Origin of the sequence: Arthrobacter sp. A5 (genome assembly GCF_051131705.1) — a bacterium.
Taxonomy (GTDB): domain Bacteria; phylum Actinomycetota; class Actinomycetes; order Actinomycetales; family Micrococcaceae; genus Arthrobacter_M.
On record NZ_CP180316.1, the window covers coordinates 3,102,849 to 3,121,504 of the forward strand.

Sequence of the window (18,656 nt, forward strand, 5' to 3'; positions counted from 1 at the left end):
AGGCGGCCTTGTACCCCGGCAGGAATGCCGGGGTACAAGGCCGCCCGCAGGGGTGTCAGCTGAGCAGGAGGGCCCTGTGTGCTTCGCGCCGTTTCGCCTGCTCCGCCGGATCCGGCACCGGCAGGGACGCGATCAGCCGCTTCGTGTAGTCGTCCTGCGGACGGCACATCACCTCGCTGCCGATCCCTTGCTCCACCATCTTGCCTTTATACAACACGCCAACCCAGTGTGAGAGGATATCCACCACGGCGAGGTCATGGCTGATGAAGAGCGCAGCGAACCCGAACTCGGCCTGAATCTCCTTGAACAGCTCCAACACCTTGGCCTGCACCGAAACATCCAACGCCGACGTGGGCTCGTCGGCGATCAGCAGCCTCGGGTTCAGCGCCAGCGCCCGGGCCAATGACGCGCGCTGCCGCTGGCCGCCGGAGAGCTCATGCGGGTATCTGTCCGCGTAGGTCTTGGGCAGCTGAACCGCCTCCAGCAGTTCGGCAACACGCTTGTCCACGTCCTGGGGTGACCGGTCTTCGTGGATCAGGATCGGTTCCGCGACACATTCACCGATGGACAGCTGCGGGTTGAAGGAGGCCGCAGGATCCTGGAACACGAAGCCGATCTCCTTGCGCAGCGGCCGGAAGCTCCGCTCACGGAAATTGAGCATTTCGTAGCCGAGGACCTTCAGCGATCCGCCCGTGGTCTTGTTCAGCCCGGCGATGGCCCGCCCGATGGTCGTCTTCCCGGAACCGGACTCCCCCACCAGGCCGAAGACTTCACCGGCGGAAATGCTGAAGTTCACGCTGTCGACGGCCCGGAACGCCGGAGTACCGAGCCGGCCAGGGTACTCGATGACCAGATCCCGGGCCTGCACAAGCACCTCCGAATCCTGATGCGCCCGCTCCGTCAGCCCCGCCGAGGCGGAATTGCGGCCCAGATGAGGGACGGCCGCCAGCAGCTTCCTGGTGTAATCCTGTTTCGGTGAGGCGAAGAGCGTTATGGCGTCGGCTTCCTCCACCACATCGCCCTGATACATCACCACCACCCGGTCCGCAAGATCCGCCACCACGCCCATATTGTGCGTGATCAGGACGATTGACGTGCCGAAGATGTCGCGGCAGTCCCGCAGCAGCTCCAGAATTTCGGCCTGGACCGTGACATCCAGCGCCGTGGTGGGCTCATCCGCGACAATCAGCCCGGGATTGAGCGCCAGCGCCGCGGCAATCACCACCCGCTGTTTCTGCCCACCGGAGAACTGGTGCGGATAGTAGTCCACCCGTTTTTCCGGCTCCGGGATGCCCACCTTGCCCAGCGCCTCGATGGCCCGGGCCCGGGCGGCCTTTTTGCTGACCTTTCCGTGCGCGCGCAGCCCCTCGGCAATCTGCCAGCCGACGGTGAACACCGGGTTCAGCGCCGTGGAGGGCTCCTGGAACACCATGGCTACCTCCTGACCGCGGATCTGGCGCAGGTGCCGCGGCGTCACGCTGATCACGTTGTTGCCGCTGATCAGCACCGCCCCGGAGCTGATGGCCGTCTCCGGCAGCAGCCCCAGGATGGTTTTCGCGGTAACCGTTTTGCCCGATCCTGACTCACCGACGATGGCGACGATTTCGGCGGGCGCTACGTTGAGGGAGACGTCGTCGACCGCTTTGACGTCGCCGGTGTCCGTGGCAAAGGTGACCTTCAGGTGCTCAATGCTCAGCACCGGGCCGTCCTTCACGTCGCTGACCTCATCCAGCTGCTCTGCATGGCGTCTCATACCGTTACCTCGTTCTCAGGGGTGCTGTTCGCGGTGGGGCCGGCTGTGGCAGTGGGAGCCGTTTTGCCGGCACGTCGGCGGCCGCGTAGCCGTGGATCGTTCAGATCGTTCATGCTCTCGCCCACCAGGGTCAGGCCCAGCACGGTGAGAACGATGGCCGCTCCCGGGAAGACACCCGTCCACCAGATGCCGGCGGTGGTATCGGAGAGGGCCTTGTTCAGGTCGTAACCCCACTCGGCGGCGGAGGACGGTTCGATCCCAAAACCCAGGAATCCGAGGCCGGCCAGGGTCAAGATGGCTTCGGAGGCGTTCAGGGTAAAGATCAACGGCAGCGTCCGGGTGGCGTTCTTGTAGATGTGCCGGGCCATGATCCGCACTGATGAGGCGCCCACCACCATGGCTGATTCCACGAACGGCTCCGCCTTGAGCCTGATGGTCTCCGCCCGGATAACGCGGAAATACTGCGGGATGAACACCACCGTAATGGAGATGGCCGCCGCCATAATGCCCCCGAGCATGCTGGAGCGGCCCTGGCTGATCGCAATGGACATGACGATGGCAAGCAGCAGGGTGGGGAAGGCGTAGATGGCATCCGCAATTACGACCAGGATCCGGTCCAGCCAGCCGCCGATGTAGCCGGAGACCAGGCCGAGGGCGACGCCCAGGAAAATCGACAGAATCACGGCAACGACAATGACGAGGACCGCGGTCTGCGTCCCCCAGACCACGCGGGAGAGCACATCGTAACCGCCCGACGTCGTGCCCCACAGGTGTGCGGACGACGGCGGCTGCTGGGTGTCGAAGTGCTGGGCAAAGCCGTAGGGGGAGATCAACGGTGCGAGCGCCGCCGTCAGAAGGAACAACGCACTGATGATCAGACCGGTGACCAACATGCCGCGCTGCAGCCCCACGCTCTTGCGCAGGTGGGAGATCACGGGCAGGCGCTGGATAAGGGAACCGTCTTTTCTGCTCATCTTCAGTACCTCACTCGGGGATCGATCAGGGCGGCGACGACGTCCACGACGAAGTTGGTCAGCGCCACTATCACTGCCAGCAGGACCACGATCCCCTGCACCGCAACGAAGTCGCGCGCCGTGAGGTACTGGGCCAGCTGAAAGCCCAGGCCCTTCCACTCGAAGGTCGTTTCCGTCAGCACGGCGCCGCCGAGCAGCAAGGCGATCTGCAGGCCCATCACGGTGATGATGGGAATCAGCGCCGGCTTGTACGCATGTTTGGTCACCAGCCGGAATTCCCGGATACCGCGGGACCGGCCTGCTTCGACATAGTCCTTGCTCAGCGTGCCGATCACGTTGGTCCGGACCAGGCGCAGGAAGACGCCACCGGTCAGCAGGCCAAGCGCGATGGCAGGCAGTACGGCGTGCGCCATCACATCTCCCAGCGCAGCCATGTTGCCGCTGCGGATGGCATCAAGCCAGTAAATTCCCGAGGGATTCGCCAACGCCGTCAGGGCGATCTCATTGCCCGATTTGGCCCGGCCCGCGACGGGCAGCCAGCCCAATCCGACGGAAAAAATCAGCTTCAGCAGCAGGCCGGCGAAGAAAACAGGGGTCGCATAGGAGAGGATGGCGAAGACCCGCAGGACCGCGTCGGGCCATTTGTCGCGGTATTTGGCGGCCACCATGCCCAGCGGAATGCCGATGATCAACGCCACCACCAGTGAGTTGATCGCCAGTTCCAGGGTCGCGGTCCCGTAGGTCGCGAGCATATCCGTGACCTTGAGGTTGTCCGAGATGGTGCGGCCGAAATTGCCCGTAGCGATCTGACCCAGATATTCGATGTACTGCACCAGGATGGGCCTGTCATAGCCGGCCTCGTGGATCCTCGCCTGCAGGGCGTCGGGTGGGAGGCGCCCACCGAGCGCCGCGGTGATCGGATCGCCGGTGATCCGCATCAGGAAAAAGACCATGGTGATCAGGATGAAAATCGTGGGGAAGATCAGGAAAAACCTGACGACCAAATATTTGCCAAGCCCGCCGCCGGTTTTGGATCTCTTGGCAGGAAGAAGCCCATCTTCCTCTTGCGGCGGTGCGTCAATCAACGTTGTCATAACTACCCAGTTCTGTTGTGTCCGCCTGCCCGCGGCGGTCCGCCTCTGCGGAGCTCCGGCTCTCATGCCAGGAGGCGGGGCGCCGGTAGGCGCCACGCCGGCCCTCATGCAAGGAGGCGGGGCGCCGGTGGCCACCCCGCCTCCCCAACCGGCAGTCCGTACTTTATTTCAGGGTTTATCCCTGCCAGGGACTATTTGGACAGCACGCCCAGACGGAACTTGAACGATGCGTCCAACGTGCTGGCGACACCTTTAACGTCCTTGCCCGATACCGCGACCTGTGCGCCCTGCAGCAGGGGCAGGGTGGAAAGATCCTTGGCGACATCCGTCTGGATCTGCTCGATCATTTTCTGCCGCGCTGCCTTGTCGACGGTGGTGACCTGCTCGCTGATCAGGTCCGCGACGGCGGGGTTGGCATAGTGGTTCTTCAGGAAACTGGAGGCATCCCCGGCGAAGAACGGGGTCAGGTAGTTGTCCGCGTCGGAGTAGTCCGGGAACCAACCCAGCTGGTACAGCGGGTAGGCGTCCTTGACCCGGTCTTTGGTGTAGGTGACCCACTCTGTGGACTGCAGATTGACCTTGAACAGCCCGGTCTTCTCCAACTGGTCCTTGACCGCCGCATACTCGTCTCCGGACGAGGTTCCGTAGTGGTCCGGGTTGTACTGCAGGTTCAGGGACACGGGGGTGCTGACGCCGGCATCGGACAGCGCCTTCTTGGCCTTATCCGCGCTGGGCTTGCCGCTCCCGTCGCCGTACATCTCCTTCAGCGGCTCGATCGCTCCGGCAAAGCCCTGCGGGACGTAGGAGTACACCGGCAGGTAGGTGCCCTTGTAGACCTGGTCTGCAATCGCCTGCCGGTCAACGGAGTCCGCCACGGCCTGCCGGACTGCCAGGGACTTCGCGGGGTCCGCCTCGGGCGTGGTGGCACCGAACGGCATTGTGTTGAAGTTGAAGACGATGTAGCGCAGCTCACCGCCGGGGCCGACATCGACGTTGACCTTGTTGGAGCTCTTTAGGCTGTCGATGTCGGTGGCCGTCAGGCTCCGGGATGCCACATCGACATTGCCCTGCTGTACATCGAGCTTCAGGTTGTTGGAATCCGCGTAGTACTTGACCGTGACGTTGTCCGTCGCGGGCTTGCCCAGCAGTCCCTTGTAATCCGGGTAGGCCTTGAAGCTGATCAGTTCGTTCTTTTTGTATGTCTCAATGGTGTACTGGCCGGCGAACGCCTTCGCCGCGATGATGTCCTCATCGTTCATGACCTTGTCCGCCGGGAACACCTTGTGGTCCACAATCGGTCCGGCAGGGCTGGACAGCACCTGGGCGAAGGTCTGGTCGTTCCCCTTCTTGAGGTTGAAGACCACGGTGGTGGGATCGGGAGCGTCCACGGTGGCCAGGTTGCCCAGCAATGCGGCGGGACCGTTGGCATCATTGATCTTCAGCTGACGGTCAAAACTGAACTTCACGTCGGTGGAATCAAGGGTATCGCCGTTGGCCCACTTGAGACCGGATTTCAGCTTCACGGTGTAGGCGGTAGGCGTGGTGAACGACGCCGACTCCGCCATGTCCGGCTGTGGATCTGCGCTGCCGGGCTTGGAGTTGAGCACAAACGGGTAGATCTGGTTCATCACCATGAAGGAACCGTTGTCGTATGAACCGGCGGGATCAAGGAAGGTCACCTTGTCCGTGGTGCCGAAGGAGATGGGCGCCCCGCTGAAGCCTGCCGTGTTGCTTGCGGAGGTACCGGCAGTGGGTCCAGTGCAGGCAGTCAGTGCCAGCGCGGAGACTCCGGCGAAGGCCATGAGGTAGCGCAGGCCTATCTTTTTCTTAGCCATGTGGGATCTTTCTTGTCGGAAGTGCAGTGCGCGGCCCAACACCTTCGTGAGGATTTGCCTGTGAGGGAGCGCACAATCGTGATCCCTCGTTTCTACCAGACCGGAAGGAGTTTTTCCCCCAACAACAAAAGTTGCAACCAGATGGTTATCCTCGCGAAGCAGCGCTGGCTGGCGAGCCACAGGAAATGCGGTCCTCAACTGCGGACAACAGCTGCCAGGACGGAGTCCCCCTGATTGTCCTGCCGGGCTGGCCGGAGGGGCGGGCTGGCCGGAGGGGGGCTGGCCGGAACCGTCGATTCTGGATAGGGTCGCAGGAGACATCGAAGCGACAGACTGGGGCCGCGGCCACCAGCCGAGCCGACCCGAAAGTTGGAAGTCCCATCAAGAAGAAACAGATCTTCACGGTCGGCCATTCAACGCATCCGATCGAAGAGTTTGTCGCGCTGCTCAACTCGCACGGAGTCGAAATGGTGGTGGATGTCCGCACCGTGCCCAGGTCCCGCCACAACCCGCAATTCATCTCGGAAGCACTGGCCGCAAGCCTTCCGGAGAACGGGATCGCATACCACCGATTGGAAGCTCTCGGCGGCCTGCGCCACGCCAGGAAAGACAGTGCGACCGGAATCAACGGCGCCTGGCGCAACGCCTCATTCCGCGGCTACGCGGACTACATGCAGACCAATGAATTTGCCGCGGGCCTCGAAAAGCTGATGACAATGGCGGACAAGGCTCCGACAGCCGTCATGTGCGCGGAAGCCGTTCCTTGGCGCTGCCACCGGTCACTGATCGGTGATGCGCTGCTGGTGCGCGGCATCGAAGTGCTGGACATCATGAGCGGAAAATCCGCCAAACCGCACGCCCTGACCTCGTTCGCCCGGATCGAAGGCACCACGGTGACTTATCCCCCGGAACAAAATCCCGGCTAGCCGAAATCCCCGGCCGGACTCTGCCATGCCGTGGATATGGACAAGCGCCAGGAAAATTCCCACGGCACCCGTCCCAATCACCGGCACAAGAGCCTCCTCAGGCCGGACCCGGCCGTTAACATCAGGCTAGAGCGCCGGTCGGGCCAGCGAGCGCGCCGTATCGATGGTCGCCTGGCCCAGCACACGGGTTCCCTGATACAGGACGACCGTCTGTCCCGGGGAAACACCGCGCAGCGGCTCGATCAGCGTCACCAGCAGCTCCTCACGCAACCCGCCGTCGTCGTCGGCCGTCACTTCGACGCACGCACGGGCCGGAACGGGGTCGCCATGCGCGCGGACCTGCGCGTAGCAGTCAAATTCCTCAGATACCGACCCGCACGTTGTCCCGTCAGCCCGTGTCCGCGCTGGCTCATGCCCCACGGGCTCATCCCCCACCGGGTCGACCACGGAACGTGGCTCAGCCACCGGGCCGGGAACGGCCGCGGGGATCGGCACGCCGGCCCAGGACAGCTTGATGCCGCGGATCTCGTCGACCGCCAGCAACGCCTGCGGCCCCACCACCACCTTGTTCTCCTTGGGCCGGATCTCCAGCACAAAGCGCGGCTTCCCGTCCGCGGCCGGTGTGCCCAGCTTCAGGCCGCGGCGCTGGCCCACAGTGAACGCATTGGCACCGGGGTGCTCGCCGACCTTGGTCCCGGACTCGTCGACAATGTCCCCGGTGCTCATCTCGATTTTCTCGGCCAGCCAACCGGCCGTGTCGCCGTCGGGTATGAAGCAGATGTCATGACTGTCCGGCTTCTTCGCCACGGACAGGCCACGGCGTTCGGCCTCGGCACGGACCTCGGCCTTGGACGGGGTGTCCGCCAGCGGGAACATCGAGTGCTGGAGTTGCTCATGGGTCAGCACACCGAGCACGTAGCTCTGGTCCTTGGCCCAGTCCGCGGCGCGGTGCAGCTCCTTGTTGCCGTTCCCGTCGTCGACCACTTTGGCGTAGTGCCCGGTGCAGACGGCATCGAAGCCCAGCGCGAGGGCCTTCTCCAACAGGGCGGCGAACTTGATCCGTTCGTTGCAGCGCATGCAGGGATTGGGGGTACGGCCGGCGGCATACTCGTCGATGAAGTCCTGGACCACGTCCTCCTTGAACCGCTCGGAGAAGTCCCAGACGTAATACGGAATGCCGAGCTTGTCGCAGGCGCGCCAGGCGTCGTTGGAGTCCTCGACCGTGCAGCAGCCGCGGCTGCCGGTCCGCAGGGTTCCGGGCATGCGGGAGAGTGCGAGGTGAACGCCGACGACGTCGTGCCCGGCGTCAACGGCCCGCGCGGCCGCTACAGCCGAGTCCACTCCCCCGCTCATGGCGGCTAGTACTCGCATTAGGTCCCTCCCAATTGGTGGTTTGGTGCTTGAGCCGGTCGATACCGACCGCCGCCGGGCGTTGTTGCGGTCATTGGGTCATGACCAGTGCTCGCGGCCATTGGGTCCCGGCCAGCGGTCGCAGCCAGCGGCAAAGTGGCTCACCGCTGGGTGCTGGCTGTTTGAATATTCGACATATGGGAGGCCATGCCGGCCTGTTTTGCCCGCGCATAAGCGTCCGGCAGGGCGGCTATGAACTTTTCAACGTCGACTGGGCCAGATGTATGCCCCAGGCTGAAGCGCTGGGCACCGCGGGCCGTCCCCTCGCTCAGGCCCATCGCCAGCAGCACATGCGACGGCCGGGGAACGCCGGCCGTGCAGGCGGACCCGGTGGAGGATTCGATCCCGGCCATGTCCAGCAGGAACAGCAGCGAATCGCCCTCACAGCCGGGAAATGTGAAGTGCGCGTTGCCCGGCAGTCGGCGTTCGGGAGCAAGGGCCGGATCCACACCGCGGAGCACGGCATCCGGGACGGTGGCCCGCACGCCGGCGATCAGCGCATCGCGGAGGGCAGCGATCCTGGCACTTTCGGCGGCCAGATGCCCGACGGCGTCCTGGGCCGCCGCCGCGAACGCAGCGATCGACGCGGTATCCAGGGTGCCGGACCGAACGTCGCGCTCCTGGCCACCGCCGTGCTGGACCGGCACCAATGTAACCGCACGACCCAACAACAGGGCGCCAACCCCGACGGGTCCGCCGATTTTATGCCCGCTGACGGACATCGCGGCGAGTCCCGAGGAGTCGAAGCCGACCGGGATCGAGCCGAAGGCCTGTACGGCATCTGAATGCACCGGAATGCCGTGCCCGGCGGCGAGCGCCGTTACCCCCGCGATCGGCTGGACCGTGCCCACCTCGTTGTTGGCCCACATCACGGTGACCAGCGCCACGGACTCCGCGCCGCCGTCGAGCTCTGCCTTCAACGCATCCAGGCGGAGCACGCCGTCGCCGTCCACCGGCAGCCAGACCACCTCCGCGCCCTCATGCTTTTCCAGCCATGCCACCGTGTCCTGCACGGCGGCGTGCTCCACGGAGGAGACCAAGATCCGCGTCCTGGCCGGATCCGCAGCACGACGGGCCCAGAAAAGCCCCTTGACGGCCAGGTTGTCCGCCTCGGTCCCGCCGGACGTAAAAATGACCTCGGACGGATGGGCACCGGCGGCCGCGGCCAGGGTTTCCCGGGCCTGCTCCACCACGGCGCGGGCACGCCGACCGGAGCCGTGCAGCGACGAGGGGTTGCCGCTGCGGCTGAGTTCGTGGATTAGTGCGGCCAACGCGGGCCCGGAGATAGGCGTGGTTGCCGCATGGTCAAGATACACGGGCATCGGACAATTCTACCGCGCCGCTGGAGGGTCCGTTGCGGAGGGACTCAATGCCCCGCTGCAGCGCGAGTGCGTTCCGGCCCGATCCGCGCAGGCCCCGAAGACTGCGCAACACAGTGCGCTCATCGAGGTCGCAAGGGGTCACGGAGTGGTCAGGGGCTGCGCCGCGGGATGCGGGCGCAGCAGTACGGGCCGTCCGGATCCGGCTGCACCTGGTGCACGCTGTCGGCACATCCTTGCAGTGCGCCCGTGAGCAGCGCCCCGTTAAGTCCGCAGACCACCTCCGTGTGGCTTCGGGCCAGCCGATGAAACGGGCAGTTGGACAGCAGATAACCGCCCTGCCCATCCGGCTCCGGAGAGTAGCCGGTCTGCGCCAGCATCCCCTCGATCGTCCCGGCCGCCGCACCGAGCCGGCGCCCCGTGTCGAAGGCCACCTCCGAGAGTGCCTCGCGGACGGGTGAGCCGTCCGCGTCCGATTTATCAATGGCGGCGGCCATCAGCCCCGCCGCCAGATCATAGGCGCGTTCCGGCACCGACGCCGCGACCTCCGGCCGCACCACATGGTACAGTTTCGCCGGCCGACCGGACCCGGGCCCGCTGCGGCCGCCGCGCTTGTGGTACTCCACACTGAGCACGCCACTGTCCACGAGCCTTTCCAACTGGACGGCGACGGTGCTGCGCGGAATGCCGGCGGATCCGGCCAGTTGATCCCGGCTCAGCGGTTCCGGACTGTGGCGCAGCAGTTCGTAGAGAGACCTTCGGACGGGGTCCCCTAGAGCGGCCACGGCTTGGAGCCGACCGTTCTGATCCAGTTCCTGCATGGCACGCCCCGTCTGCGTTGGTAACATCCTTGACATTTCGAGTGTGCGCTTCTAAAGTCAAAAATACAAGATTTAGAAGCCCCCAGGTATCAGAAGGGCAAGGCATCATGTTGACGCAGACGAATGCGGCCAGTCGGCTGCTGGAAACCGAGGATCCATTTGAGGGCGGCTTTTTGGAGTCCGCGCCGGTCAGGATCGGCACCGGCGCGCTCGGAAGGGGCGCCGGTTTAATCGAAGGGGATGCCGGCGCGGTCGAAGCTCCGGCCCGCTCTCCTGGTACCGTCGATCTGCCAGCCGCCGAGCGTGCCATCGCCGATTTCCTCCGTGCGCTGGGCCGTGACGTCCGTGAACCGCATCTGGCGGAAACTCCACGCCGGGTGGCAGGGGCCTTCCGCGAGATGCTCACTCCACGGGAAACCAACTGGACCACCTTCCCCAACGACGGGGGTTACCGCGAGCTGGTCCTGGTGAAAAACATCCCCTTCCACTCCCTCTGTGAACACCACCTCCTGCCCTTCCGCGGCGTCGCCCACATCGGTTATCTGCCCGGAGACCGTCTTTTAGGCCTGTCGAAACTGGCGCGTGGGCTGGAGCTCTTCGCCCGGGATCTGCAGGTTCAGGAACGGCTCACCACGCAGGTGGCGGATTGGCTGCGGGAGACGCTGAATCCGCGGGGTGCGGGCGTTGTCCTGGAGGCCGAACACCTGTGCATGTCCCTTCGCGGAGTCCTGAGCAGCGGCACCGTGACCCGCACGTCCACGTTCTACGGCGAGCTGGGCGCGGCCGGCCCGCTGCGAGACCAGTTCCCGAACTAGCCGACTTCCCGCAGCTTACCTTCGTTCGAAAGGAGCAGATCATGACAGACCCCGCCAGCTCCGCACACCCCGCTGATCCAGCAAATCCCGCTGATCCAGCAAATCCCGCCAGCAGCCAAGTCACGGTCCCCGCAGGCGCCCCCGCGCACAGCTCCAGCGGCCACAGCTCTGCCGGACACAGCTCCGGTGGCCGCGACGCGATGGTGATCATTGGGGCGGGCCTGTCTGGTGGCACCGCCGCCGCGACTCTGCGCTCCGAAGGCTTCGCCGGTCCAGTGATCCTGGTGGGGGCGGGGGGCAGGGTTCCTTATCTGCGTCCGCCGCTGTCCAAGGGCTTCCTGGCCGGCAAGGACAGCGAGGAATCGCTGCTGGTGAATACGGACGCTTGGTATGCCGACAACAAGGTGGAGCTGATCCTCTCGGATGCCGCCGTCGCCGTGGACCCTGAGGCCCACATGGTGACTCTCGCCAGCGGCCGGGTGCTCAGGTACGCCAAGCTGCTTCTGGCCACCGGAGCCGCCCCGCGCGTGATCCCTTTGCCGGGGGTCGAGCTGAAGGGTGTGCAGTATTTCCGCACCCATGCCGACAGCGTCCGCCTGCACAGCGAGCTGGCCGGCGGCGGCCGTCACCTGGTGCTGATCGGCTCCGGCTGGATCGGCATGGAAGTCGCCGCCACCGCACGGGAACTGGGCAACGAGGTCACCCTGCTCGGACTGGAGGAAGTCCCGCTGAGCACCGCCATCGGGGCAGAACTTGGACGGGTCTTCGCCGGCCGGCAGGAGGAGGCCGGCGTGCACTTCCGGCTGCCGGCCTCCGCGGGTGCGCTTAAGGGCGACGGCGACGGACGGGTCAGTGCCGTCGTCACCAGCACCGGCGAGGCGCTCCCGGCGGACCTGGTGGTGGTCGCCGTCGGCGTGGTCCCCAATACCGCCCTCGCCGTTGCTGCCGGACTGACCGTCAGCAACGGAATCGTCACGGACGCCGGGCTGCGCACCAGCGCGCAGGACATCCTGGCTGCCGGGGACGTCGCTAATGCATTTCATCCCGTGACCGGCGTTCACGCGCGCAGCGAGCACTGGGCCAACGCGATAGCCGGCGGAAAAACCGCGGCCAAATCCATGCTGGGTCAGGACACCGCACTCGCGGAGATCCCTTACTTCTACACCGACCAGTTTGATCTGGGCATGGAATACTCCGGTTACGCCGCACTGACCAAGGACGCCGAGCTCGTCATCCGCGGCAGCCTGGAGAAGCGCGAATTCATCGCCTTCTGGGTGCTCGCCGGGAAGGTGGTGGCCGGGATGAATGTCAACGTCTGGGACGTTCAGGATGCCATCAAGGAGCTCATCAGCAGCGCCCGTCCTGTCGACGCTGGGCGTCTGGCTGACCCGCAGATTTCCCTGGACGCGATGTGATGCGGATGGCCGCCCCCTCCGACGTGGCCCGGGCAGCTTCCGCAGCGGCGCAGCCCTTTTACGACCCGCCGCTGCTGTACCCGATCCACGGATTCGGCGAACGGATCCTCGACTTCCGGCGGCAGGTGGCCGTGATGGCGATCATCAACCGGACCCCGGATTCCTTTTACGACGGCGGCCGGACGTTCGCGCTGGATGCGGCGGTGGCCGCTTCGCTGCAGGCCGTCCAAGACGGCGCCGATTGGGTGGACATCGGCGGAGTCCCGTTCTCCCCCGGGCCGGCGCTGAGCGCGCGGGAAGAAGGGGAACGCGTAATCCCGGTGATCGAGGCCGTCGCAGCCCGCAGCGATGTGATCATCTCCGTCGATACCTTTCTGCCGGAGGTCGCGGAGCTGAGCATCGCCGCCGGCGCCCACGTCATCAATGACACCACCGGCCTGCAGAATCCGGAACTGGCCGCCGTCGTCGCCGCCAGCGAAGCACATCTGGTCATCACCCACAGCCTGGCCCGCCCGCGCACCGTGTTCCCTCGTCCGGAGTATGCGGATGTGGTCTCTGAGGTTGCCGATTTTCTGCGGAGGAAAACGGAGTACGCGCTGGAGCTGGGCATCCGGCCGGAGAAAATCCTCATCGATCCCGGCCACGATCTGAACAAGAACACGATGCATTCCCTGGAGCTCACACGTCGGTTCAGGGAAATCGCCACCCTCGGATTCCCATCGCTGGCCGCCGTCTCCAACAAGGACTTCATCGGCGAGACCCTCGATCAGGAAAAACACGACCGGACGGAGGGATCCTTGGCGGCCGCGGTGATCTGCATTCTGGGCGGAGCCCGGGTGGTGCGGATGCACGATGTCGCCGCCGCGCATTCCGCCGTCAGGCTCACCGAGTCGGTGCTCGGTTGGCGCAGCCCAGCGTATCAAAAACACAATATGGGCCCGAGCAATGAAACGGTGGTTCCATGAGCGACGCCACGACCGGCCCGATACACGGCTCGATGGACGGCCCGGCCAACGGCGCCCCGGCCGGCGGAACTGCCGGCGCGCCGATCACCCCGATTTTCCCTCACCCGTCCGGTGCGGCAACGGACGCCGAGCTGCTGAGCTGGTACGCCGGACCGCCGGAGGGTGGCCCGGACAGGGGTGCGCCCCGCGTCAGTTTCAATTTTGTCTCCAGTCTGGACGGTGCGGCCACGGTTGACGGGCGGTCCGGAGGCCTGGGTAGCGCGGCGGATCAGCGCATCTTCAAACTGCTGCGCCGCCACGCGGATGTGCTCCTGCTGGGCGCCCAGACGGTCCGGGCCGAGGGCTATGCCGGTGAACTGCTCGATGACGAAGCGCAGCGCTGGCGTGTGCGGCACGGCAAACCGGCACATCCGTCCGTCGCCATCGTGTCCGGGTCGCTGCGGCTGGACCCGGAGAGCAGATTCTTCACCGCCGCTCCCGTCCGCCCGCTGATTTTCACCACCGGGGCTGCACCCGCCAGCCGCCGCCGGTCCCTTGAGGCGGTGGCCGACGTGGTGACGGCCGGACAGCAGGTGCTGGACGTGGATGCGATCATCGACGAACTGACTGCCCGCGGACTGCCCGGGATACACTCCGAAGGCGGCCCGCACCTGTTCGGTTCGTTCCAGGAAGCAGGCCGCGTCGACGAGCTGTGCCTGTCGCTGTCCCCACTGCTGGTCGGCGGGCAGGGGCCCCGGATCAGCGCCAGCATCGCCGGAGTCAGCGGAACGGCGGCGGCCGCACCGGAAAAGATGCGGCTGGCGCATGTGCTCACCGGCGGGGACATGCTGTTCCTGCGCTACCTTAGAGGCTGAGGATCCCTTCCAGCGGCAGGGCAGCCACGGACAGCCCCGCCACGGACAGCGCAGCCACAAACGCAGGCACCGGTGAAGGAAGCACGCACTCGAACAACGCCTCGATAGAATTGCCGGACGCACGCATCGCCGACACGGAAGGGCCCCTCAGTGAGCGAAAAGTTCCTCACGCACTATCAGGTGCTCGGGATCCCGGCCACGTCGACGGAGCGGGAGATCAAGGCCGCGTACCGCAAGGCCGCCCGGCGGGCACATCCGGACCATGGCGGCGATCCCGCGGCTTTCCTGCTGGTCACGGCGGCCTATGAAACGCTGATCGATCCGAAGCGCCGGGCCGCCTATGACCGCTCCTACGGTGCCGGCTCGCAGCGCCAGCCCGGCTGGTACCAGCACTCCTCGCCGCCGGGATTCCGCACCCACTCCCGGACCGCGGATGCTTTCAGCACCGGCACCGGCGCCCCGCTCCGCAAGCCGAAGGTTTCTGCCGCCGATCCCGCGATGTACGTTCCGCCGTTCACGGACCTCCCCGCGGGAGCGGAACCGCTGCTGCCGCTTTCCCGGGCGGCCCAGCAAGTCCATGGCGCTCCACGCAAACGCGGGCTGTTCGGTGCGCAGGCCCGGCTGGCGCGGGAGGCGAGAACCATCGCGCTGGCGATGCAGCAGATCCTCCCGCACATTCCGTCGTCGAGGATGGTCAACGGGCTGACCTCTCCCGCGGACAACGGCTATATCGACCACGTTCTGCTGGCCGGCTATCGGATGGTGCTGATCGGATCGATGCTGCTGCCCGAGGGCGCGTACCGCTTCAACGGGACCTCCCTGCTGCACGGCGGAAAGACTGTCGAGCCGCCTCGAATACTCCCCGCGGTGCGCGCCATGGCGCAGCTGTTCCCGGAATGCAATGTCACCGGCTGGATCTGCGTCCACAGCCCGGACGGAAACCTATATCAGCCGGTCATCGATTACACGCGCGGCTGTGAACCTGACGGCTCCCACCTGGTCAACGCGGTCAATGGTTCCCGGCTGGTACGCGAGGTCCGGCATTTCCTGGCCGCCGGCCCGGCTCCTAATGTGGTCGATCTTTCCGTGCTCAGCCGGCTGCTGGGCGGCATGTACTGACGCGGTTCCGGAACGCGCCCGACGGCAGTGGGCCAGGCAAGGGTGCACATTCGACCGCCCGCGCCGGGAAATGCTCAGACGCGCGAGCGACGGCGGTGTCCAAAGGAAGCGCGCGGCAGACCCGCGGTCCCGGTACCGTACGTCACGGACCAGGGCTGCCGGTCGGCGGCTCATTCGCCGGCGCTGACCCAGGCCCCGGCACAGGCCCCGGCACGGAACCCGGCCCGGAACCCGGCCCGGAAATCGTCGGCGCCGGGGAAGCGGACGGGGCCGGCAACGGCGGGGACACCGGGGTCGACGGCGTTCCGGTCGCGGTTCCGGCGGGAGCGGACTCCGTCGCCGTTGGGGGCGTCGAACTCGACGTCGCCGTGCTCGGCACGGGTGCAGGCACGGGTGCGTGCGACGCCGGAACCGCCGGCTGCGGCTGATCCGTGCTGACGCTGCCTGCAGGGACGGGACGGACAAAGAGGTACAGGACCAGCACCCCCATGAAAAGCAGGGCCAGCAGTATTGTCGAGGTCCGGACCCGGCCGCCGAGGACCGTGGCGGGCAGACTCCGGGGCATCAGCGTCCCCGGCCCGGGCCGCCTGAGGTGCCCGCCGCGGATGTCCCGTCACCAGTTTCGGTGGCTGCGCCGGCTGCACCTGCAGGCGGCCCCTCCCCGGGGGCCGCGGTTGCGGGTATGGCTGCCGCGAGTACCGCAGCCGCGCCGAGGCCCTCCCGGTTGAATGCCATAACCACTCTGGCACGAAGCTCCCGACCCACCTGGAACTGCTTGCCCGGCAGTGTGCGGGCCACCATTCGCACCGTCACCCGGTCAATTTCGATGCTTTCAACTCCCATCACGGTCGGCTCGTCAAGGAGCAGCGGCCGCAGCTGCTCATCCGCGAAGGCCGCCGAGCCCACGCGCCGCAGCACGTCGTTGGCGTGCAGCACATCCACACCGGCGGGAAGCGGAAAATCCACCACGGCCCGGGCCCAGCCACGGGACAGGTTGGTGACCTGGGCCAGCTGACCGTTCGGAACCACAACGACCTCTCCGTTGACGGTCCGCAGCCGGGTGACCCGCAGCGACACATCTTCGATGGTCCCGGTTGCGCCCTCGGCAAATCCCGCCGCCGAGATGCGGACCAGGTCACCAAAGCCGTACTGGCGTTCGGCAAAAATGAAAAAACCGGCAAGGTAATCACGCACCACCTGCTGCGCGCCGAATCCGATGGCCGCCGCGATCAGCGCGGTGGGCGCAGCAAGGCTCCCGATCGGGATGCCAAACCGGGCCAGGACCAGCAATCCGGTGATGAACCAGACCAGCGCAATGCTCAGCCAGACGAGGATCTGCGCGACCGAATGCCGGTACTTGCTCACCTCGGAGCGCACCAGGTCATCCGCGTCGGGCGAAACCGCGTCGATCCGGTCGGTGATTCCGTCGCCGGACCAGGTGATGAAACGGGCCAAAAGCATGGCCCCGAGAATCAGCAGGACGATTTCCAGACCATTGCTGCGGATCCAGACACCAATGTCCGCGAACTGCGCCCCCATCGTCGCCGTCATCGCAAATACTCCGCCTTGACCCTGTCAGTAGCGGAAGACGGCGGCGACCGGGCCGCCGCCGGGCAGATCGCCGTCGTCGACCGTATGCACCTGCCCACCTCCGGACAGCGTGCCGACGGCGGCCAGATCCAGCTGCTCGCAGGAGAGGTACTCAGTGTCCTGCCCGAGACTGATGACCGCGGGGCTGTCCGCGCCGATGCGCTGCCAGCAGCACGGATCCAGGAAAAGCGTTTCCACCCTTCCGTCCACCGCAGCCTGACCGATCATCTCCTCGTCCATCGAAGCCCGGCCGGTGCCCTGCAGCTGCCCGAACCCGTCGATCGCCCTCCGCTTCAGCCCGCTCAGATGCTCTTCGATCACCGGCCATGCCGCTGCGTGGAGCTTCTCGTCGGAAAGCTGATCGGGGTTTTGCCGCACCGCCCCTACCACGTGCGGGTAGGTCCGCACTTCGCGGTAGATCCCGAGCATTTTTTCCAGCCCCACGACCACCATCGGCAGATCCAGCTCCGCCAGAATGTCATGCAGTCCCTTTCCCACGAGCTGCAGGAACCGCCGCACCTCATCGGTCTTGAAATCGTCCTCAGTGCCGCCATGGCCGAAGAAGACTGCTGCCCCGGAGGGACCGCCGGACAGCGAGCGCGCCACCGTGCCCGAGCGGGGCGCCCGGGGCTCCGAAACATCGCGGAGGCTGACGGGAATTTCACCGAGATCCATGTTCGAGACCCGGTCCCGGGTTCCCTCCAGCAACCGGATCTGGCGCTGACTGATGGTCAGCAGCAGGAAGCCGCCATCACCGGAAATCACCGGCAGCAGCGGACTTATGATGAAGCGGTCCCCCACGGTTGCCAGCTCCGGCACATGGACCGGAACACGGAATTCGCGGTGCCAGCCCGGGCGCAGGAAAACCGCCAGACCGTCGCTCATGTACTGCCAGGCCCTGCCGTCCTCGTGCAGCGCCCATGCCGGGGCAAGAAGCGCGTCAATTTCGGTCTTGCGCAGGCCCTTGTCCGTCAGCGCCGATGTCACACCGGCCACCAGGTTCTTCCAGCTCAACGGATCGGCTTCCATGCCGCTGCCGGAACGATGCGTCGGCATGTAAAGAGACACGTAGATGCCGCCCTGATCGTGCCCGCTGAGCTCTTCGAGTTGGGTTCTGGTCAAATGATCCATCTTGTCCTCCGCATCATTCCTGCCCGGGACGAAAAGCAATAACGTCCCATGCCACTGACCCTAGCCACGACCAACGGCCAAGTACAGAGCCAGCCCGATCATGAAGCGAACGCAGCGGCACCTAAGATAGAGGGGTGTTCCGCATACTGTTCTATAGACCCGAGATTCCCGGCAATACCGGCAATGCGATCCGGCTGGCCGCAATAACCGGCGCCGAGCTGCATTTGGTGGAACCGCTGGGATTCGATCTCGAAGATTCCAAACTCCGCCGTGCAGGCCTCGATTACCATGACCTTGCCGTGTTGCACGTGCATAAGAATCTGCAGGACGCCTGGCAGGCGCTCGCCCCCGAACGTGTTTACGCTTTTACCTCCGACGGCGAATGCTCCTACACGCGGATCGAGTACCAGGCGGGCGATGTTCTGCTGTTCGGACCGGAATCCGTCGGGCTGCCGACGAGTGTGAAACAGGATGCCCACGTCACCGCCCGCCTCCGGCTGCCGATGCTGCCGACTTTGCGTTCGCTGAATCTTGCCAATTCCGCGTCGATCGCCGTTTACGAAGCGTGGCGCCAGCATGACTTCGCCGGGGCACAGCTCTGACCCGGTGAGCTGATTCCGCGGCCGCTGACGCAT

General features: G+C 65.7%; 17 protein-coding genes. 8 read left to right on the forward strand and 9 right to left on the reverse strand.

Translation table 11 applies throughout. The annotated features are described in order from the left end of the window. Window positions 1-55 precede the first annotated feature (55 nt). From ACLLJI_RS14610 to ACLLJI_RS14625, 4 genes are all read right to left on the reverse strand, one after another. The gene (locus tag ACLLJI_RS14610) at window positions 56-1,753 is read right to left on the reverse strand and encodes an ABC transporter ATP-binding protein (RefSeq protein ID WP_434613590.1); all 1,698 of its coding nucleotides are present in this window, start codon (window positions 1,751-1,753) and stop codon (window positions 56-58) included. Continuing rightward, entirely contained in the window at window positions 1,750-2,727 is a 978-nt protein-coding gene (locus tag ACLLJI_RS14615; protein ID WP_283560308.1) for an ABC transporter permease, read from the reverse strand. The genes ACLLJI_RS14610 and ACLLJI_RS14615 overlap by 4 nt, the downstream gene beginning before the upstream one ends. 2 nt (window positions 2,728-2,729) lie before the next feature. Next, window positions 2,730-3,821, reverse strand: coding sequence for an ABC transporter permease (locus tag ACLLJI_RS14620; RefSeq protein ID WP_434613594.1), 1,092 nt, complete (start codon window positions 3,819-3,821; stop codon window positions 2,730-2,732). Window positions 3,822-4,012: 191 nt separating this feature from the next. Further along, entirely contained in the window at window positions 4,013-5,656 is a 1,644-nt protein-coding gene (locus ACLLJI_RS14625) for an ABC transporter substrate-binding protein (RefSeq protein WP_434613597.1), read from the reverse strand. 185 nt (window positions 5,657-5,841) lie between these two features. Here ACLLJI_RS14625 and ACLLJI_RS14630 point away from each other — a divergent pair, with 185 nt between their 5' ends. Continuing rightward, window positions 5,842-6,582, forward strand: a complete 741-nt coding sequence (locus tag ACLLJI_RS14630) for a DUF488 domain-containing protein (RefSeq protein ID WP_434613599.1) — start codon at window positions 5,842-5,844, stop codon at window positions 6,580-6,582. A gap of 126 nt (window positions 6,583-6,708) precedes the next feature. Here the strand turns inward: ACLLJI_RS14630 and mnmA are convergent, their stop codons facing one another. The 3 genes from mnmA to ACLLJI_RS14645 form a co-directional block, all read right to left on the reverse strand. Then, window positions 6,709-7,953, reverse strand: a complete 1,245-nt coding sequence (mnmA, locus tag ACLLJI_RS14635; protein ID WP_283560311.1) for a tRNA 2-thiouridine(34) synthase MnmA — start codon at window positions 7,951-7,953, stop codon at window positions 6,709-6,711. 140 nt (window positions 7,954-8,093) lie between these two features. Next, on the reverse strand, window positions 8,094-9,314 hold the full coding sequence (locus ACLLJI_RS14640; RefSeq protein WP_434613602.1) for a cysteine desulfurase family protein: 1,221 nt from the start codon (window positions 9,312-9,314) through the stop codon (window positions 8,094-8,096). 149 nt (window positions 9,315-9,463) lie between these two features. Continuing rightward, on the reverse strand, window positions 9,464-10,132 hold the full coding sequence (locus ACLLJI_RS14645; RefSeq protein WP_434613605.1) for a helix-turn-helix transcriptional regulator: 669 nt from the start codon (window positions 10,130-10,132) through the stop codon (window positions 9,464-9,466). Window positions 10,133-10,239: 107 nt separating this feature from the next. Between ACLLJI_RS14645 and folE the strand changes: the two genes are divergently transcribed. From folE to ACLLJI_RS14675, 6 genes are all read left to right on the forward strand, one after another. Next, on the forward strand, window positions 10,240-10,947 hold the full coding sequence (gene folE, locus ACLLJI_RS14650) for a GTP cyclohydrolase I (protein ID WP_434613608.1): 708 nt from the start codon (window positions 10,240-10,242) through the stop codon (window positions 10,945-10,947). 41 nt (window positions 10,948-10,988) lie between these two features. Continuing rightward, window positions 10,989-12,362: an NAD(P)/FAD-dependent oxidoreductase gene (locus ACLLJI_RS14655; RefSeq protein WP_434613611.1), complete on the forward strand. Its 1,374-nt coding sequence runs from the start codon at window positions 10,989-10,991 to the stop codon at window positions 12,360-12,362. Beyond that, window positions 12,362-13,327 (forward strand): dihydropteroate synthase, encoded by a 966-nt coding sequence (gene folP, locus ACLLJI_RS14660; protein ID WP_434621561.1) that lies wholly within the window; start codon window positions 12,362-12,364, stop codon window positions 13,325-13,327. Before ACLLJI_RS14655 ends, folP begins: the two co-directional genes overlap by 1 nt. Continuing rightward, window positions 13,324-14,181 carry a pyrimidine reductase family protein gene (locus ACLLJI_RS14665; RefSeq protein WP_434613614.1) on the forward strand — a complete coding sequence of 286 codons (858 nt, stop codon included), beginning with the start codon at window positions 13,324-13,326 and terminating at the stop codon, window positions 14,179-14,181. Before folP ends, ACLLJI_RS14665 begins: the two co-directional genes overlap by 4 nt. A gap of 150 nt (window positions 14,182-14,331) precedes the next feature. Continuing rightward, on the forward strand, window positions 14,332-15,300 hold the full coding sequence (locus ACLLJI_RS14670) for a J domain-containing protein (protein ID WP_283560318.1): 969 nt from the start codon (window positions 14,332-14,334) through the stop codon (window positions 15,298-15,300). 95 nt (window positions 15,301-15,395) lie between these two features. After that, window positions 15,396-15,728, forward strand: a complete 333-nt coding sequence (locus tag ACLLJI_RS14675) for a hypothetical protein (RefSeq protein WP_434613618.1) — start codon at window positions 15,396-15,398, stop codon at window positions 15,726-15,728. A 136-nt stretch (window positions 15,729-15,864) separates the two neighbouring features. On the opposite strand, the gene ACLLJI_RS14680 is transcribed toward ACLLJI_RS14675, so the two are convergent. Further along, a complete protein-coding gene (locus tag ACLLJI_RS14680; RefSeq protein ID WP_434613621.1) occupies window positions 15,865-16,851 on the reverse strand; it encodes a mechanosensitive ion channel family protein in 987 nt (328 codons plus the stop codon). A gap of 24 nt (window positions 16,852-16,875) precedes the next feature. Further along, on the reverse strand, window positions 16,876-18,021 hold the full coding sequence (locus tag ACLLJI_RS14685) for a hypothetical protein (RefSeq protein WP_434613624.1): 1,146 nt from the start codon (window positions 18,019-18,021) through the stop codon (window positions 16,876-16,878). A 134-nt stretch (window positions 18,022-18,155) separates the two neighbouring features. Between ACLLJI_RS14685 and ACLLJI_RS14690 the strand changes: the two genes are divergently transcribed. Further along, window positions 18,156-18,623, forward strand: a complete 468-nt coding sequence (locus ACLLJI_RS14690) for a tRNA (cytidine(34)-2'-O)-methyltransferase (RefSeq protein ID WP_283560322.1) — start codon at window positions 18,156-18,158, stop codon at window positions 18,621-18,623. Window positions 18,624-18,656 lie beyond the last annotated feature (33 nt).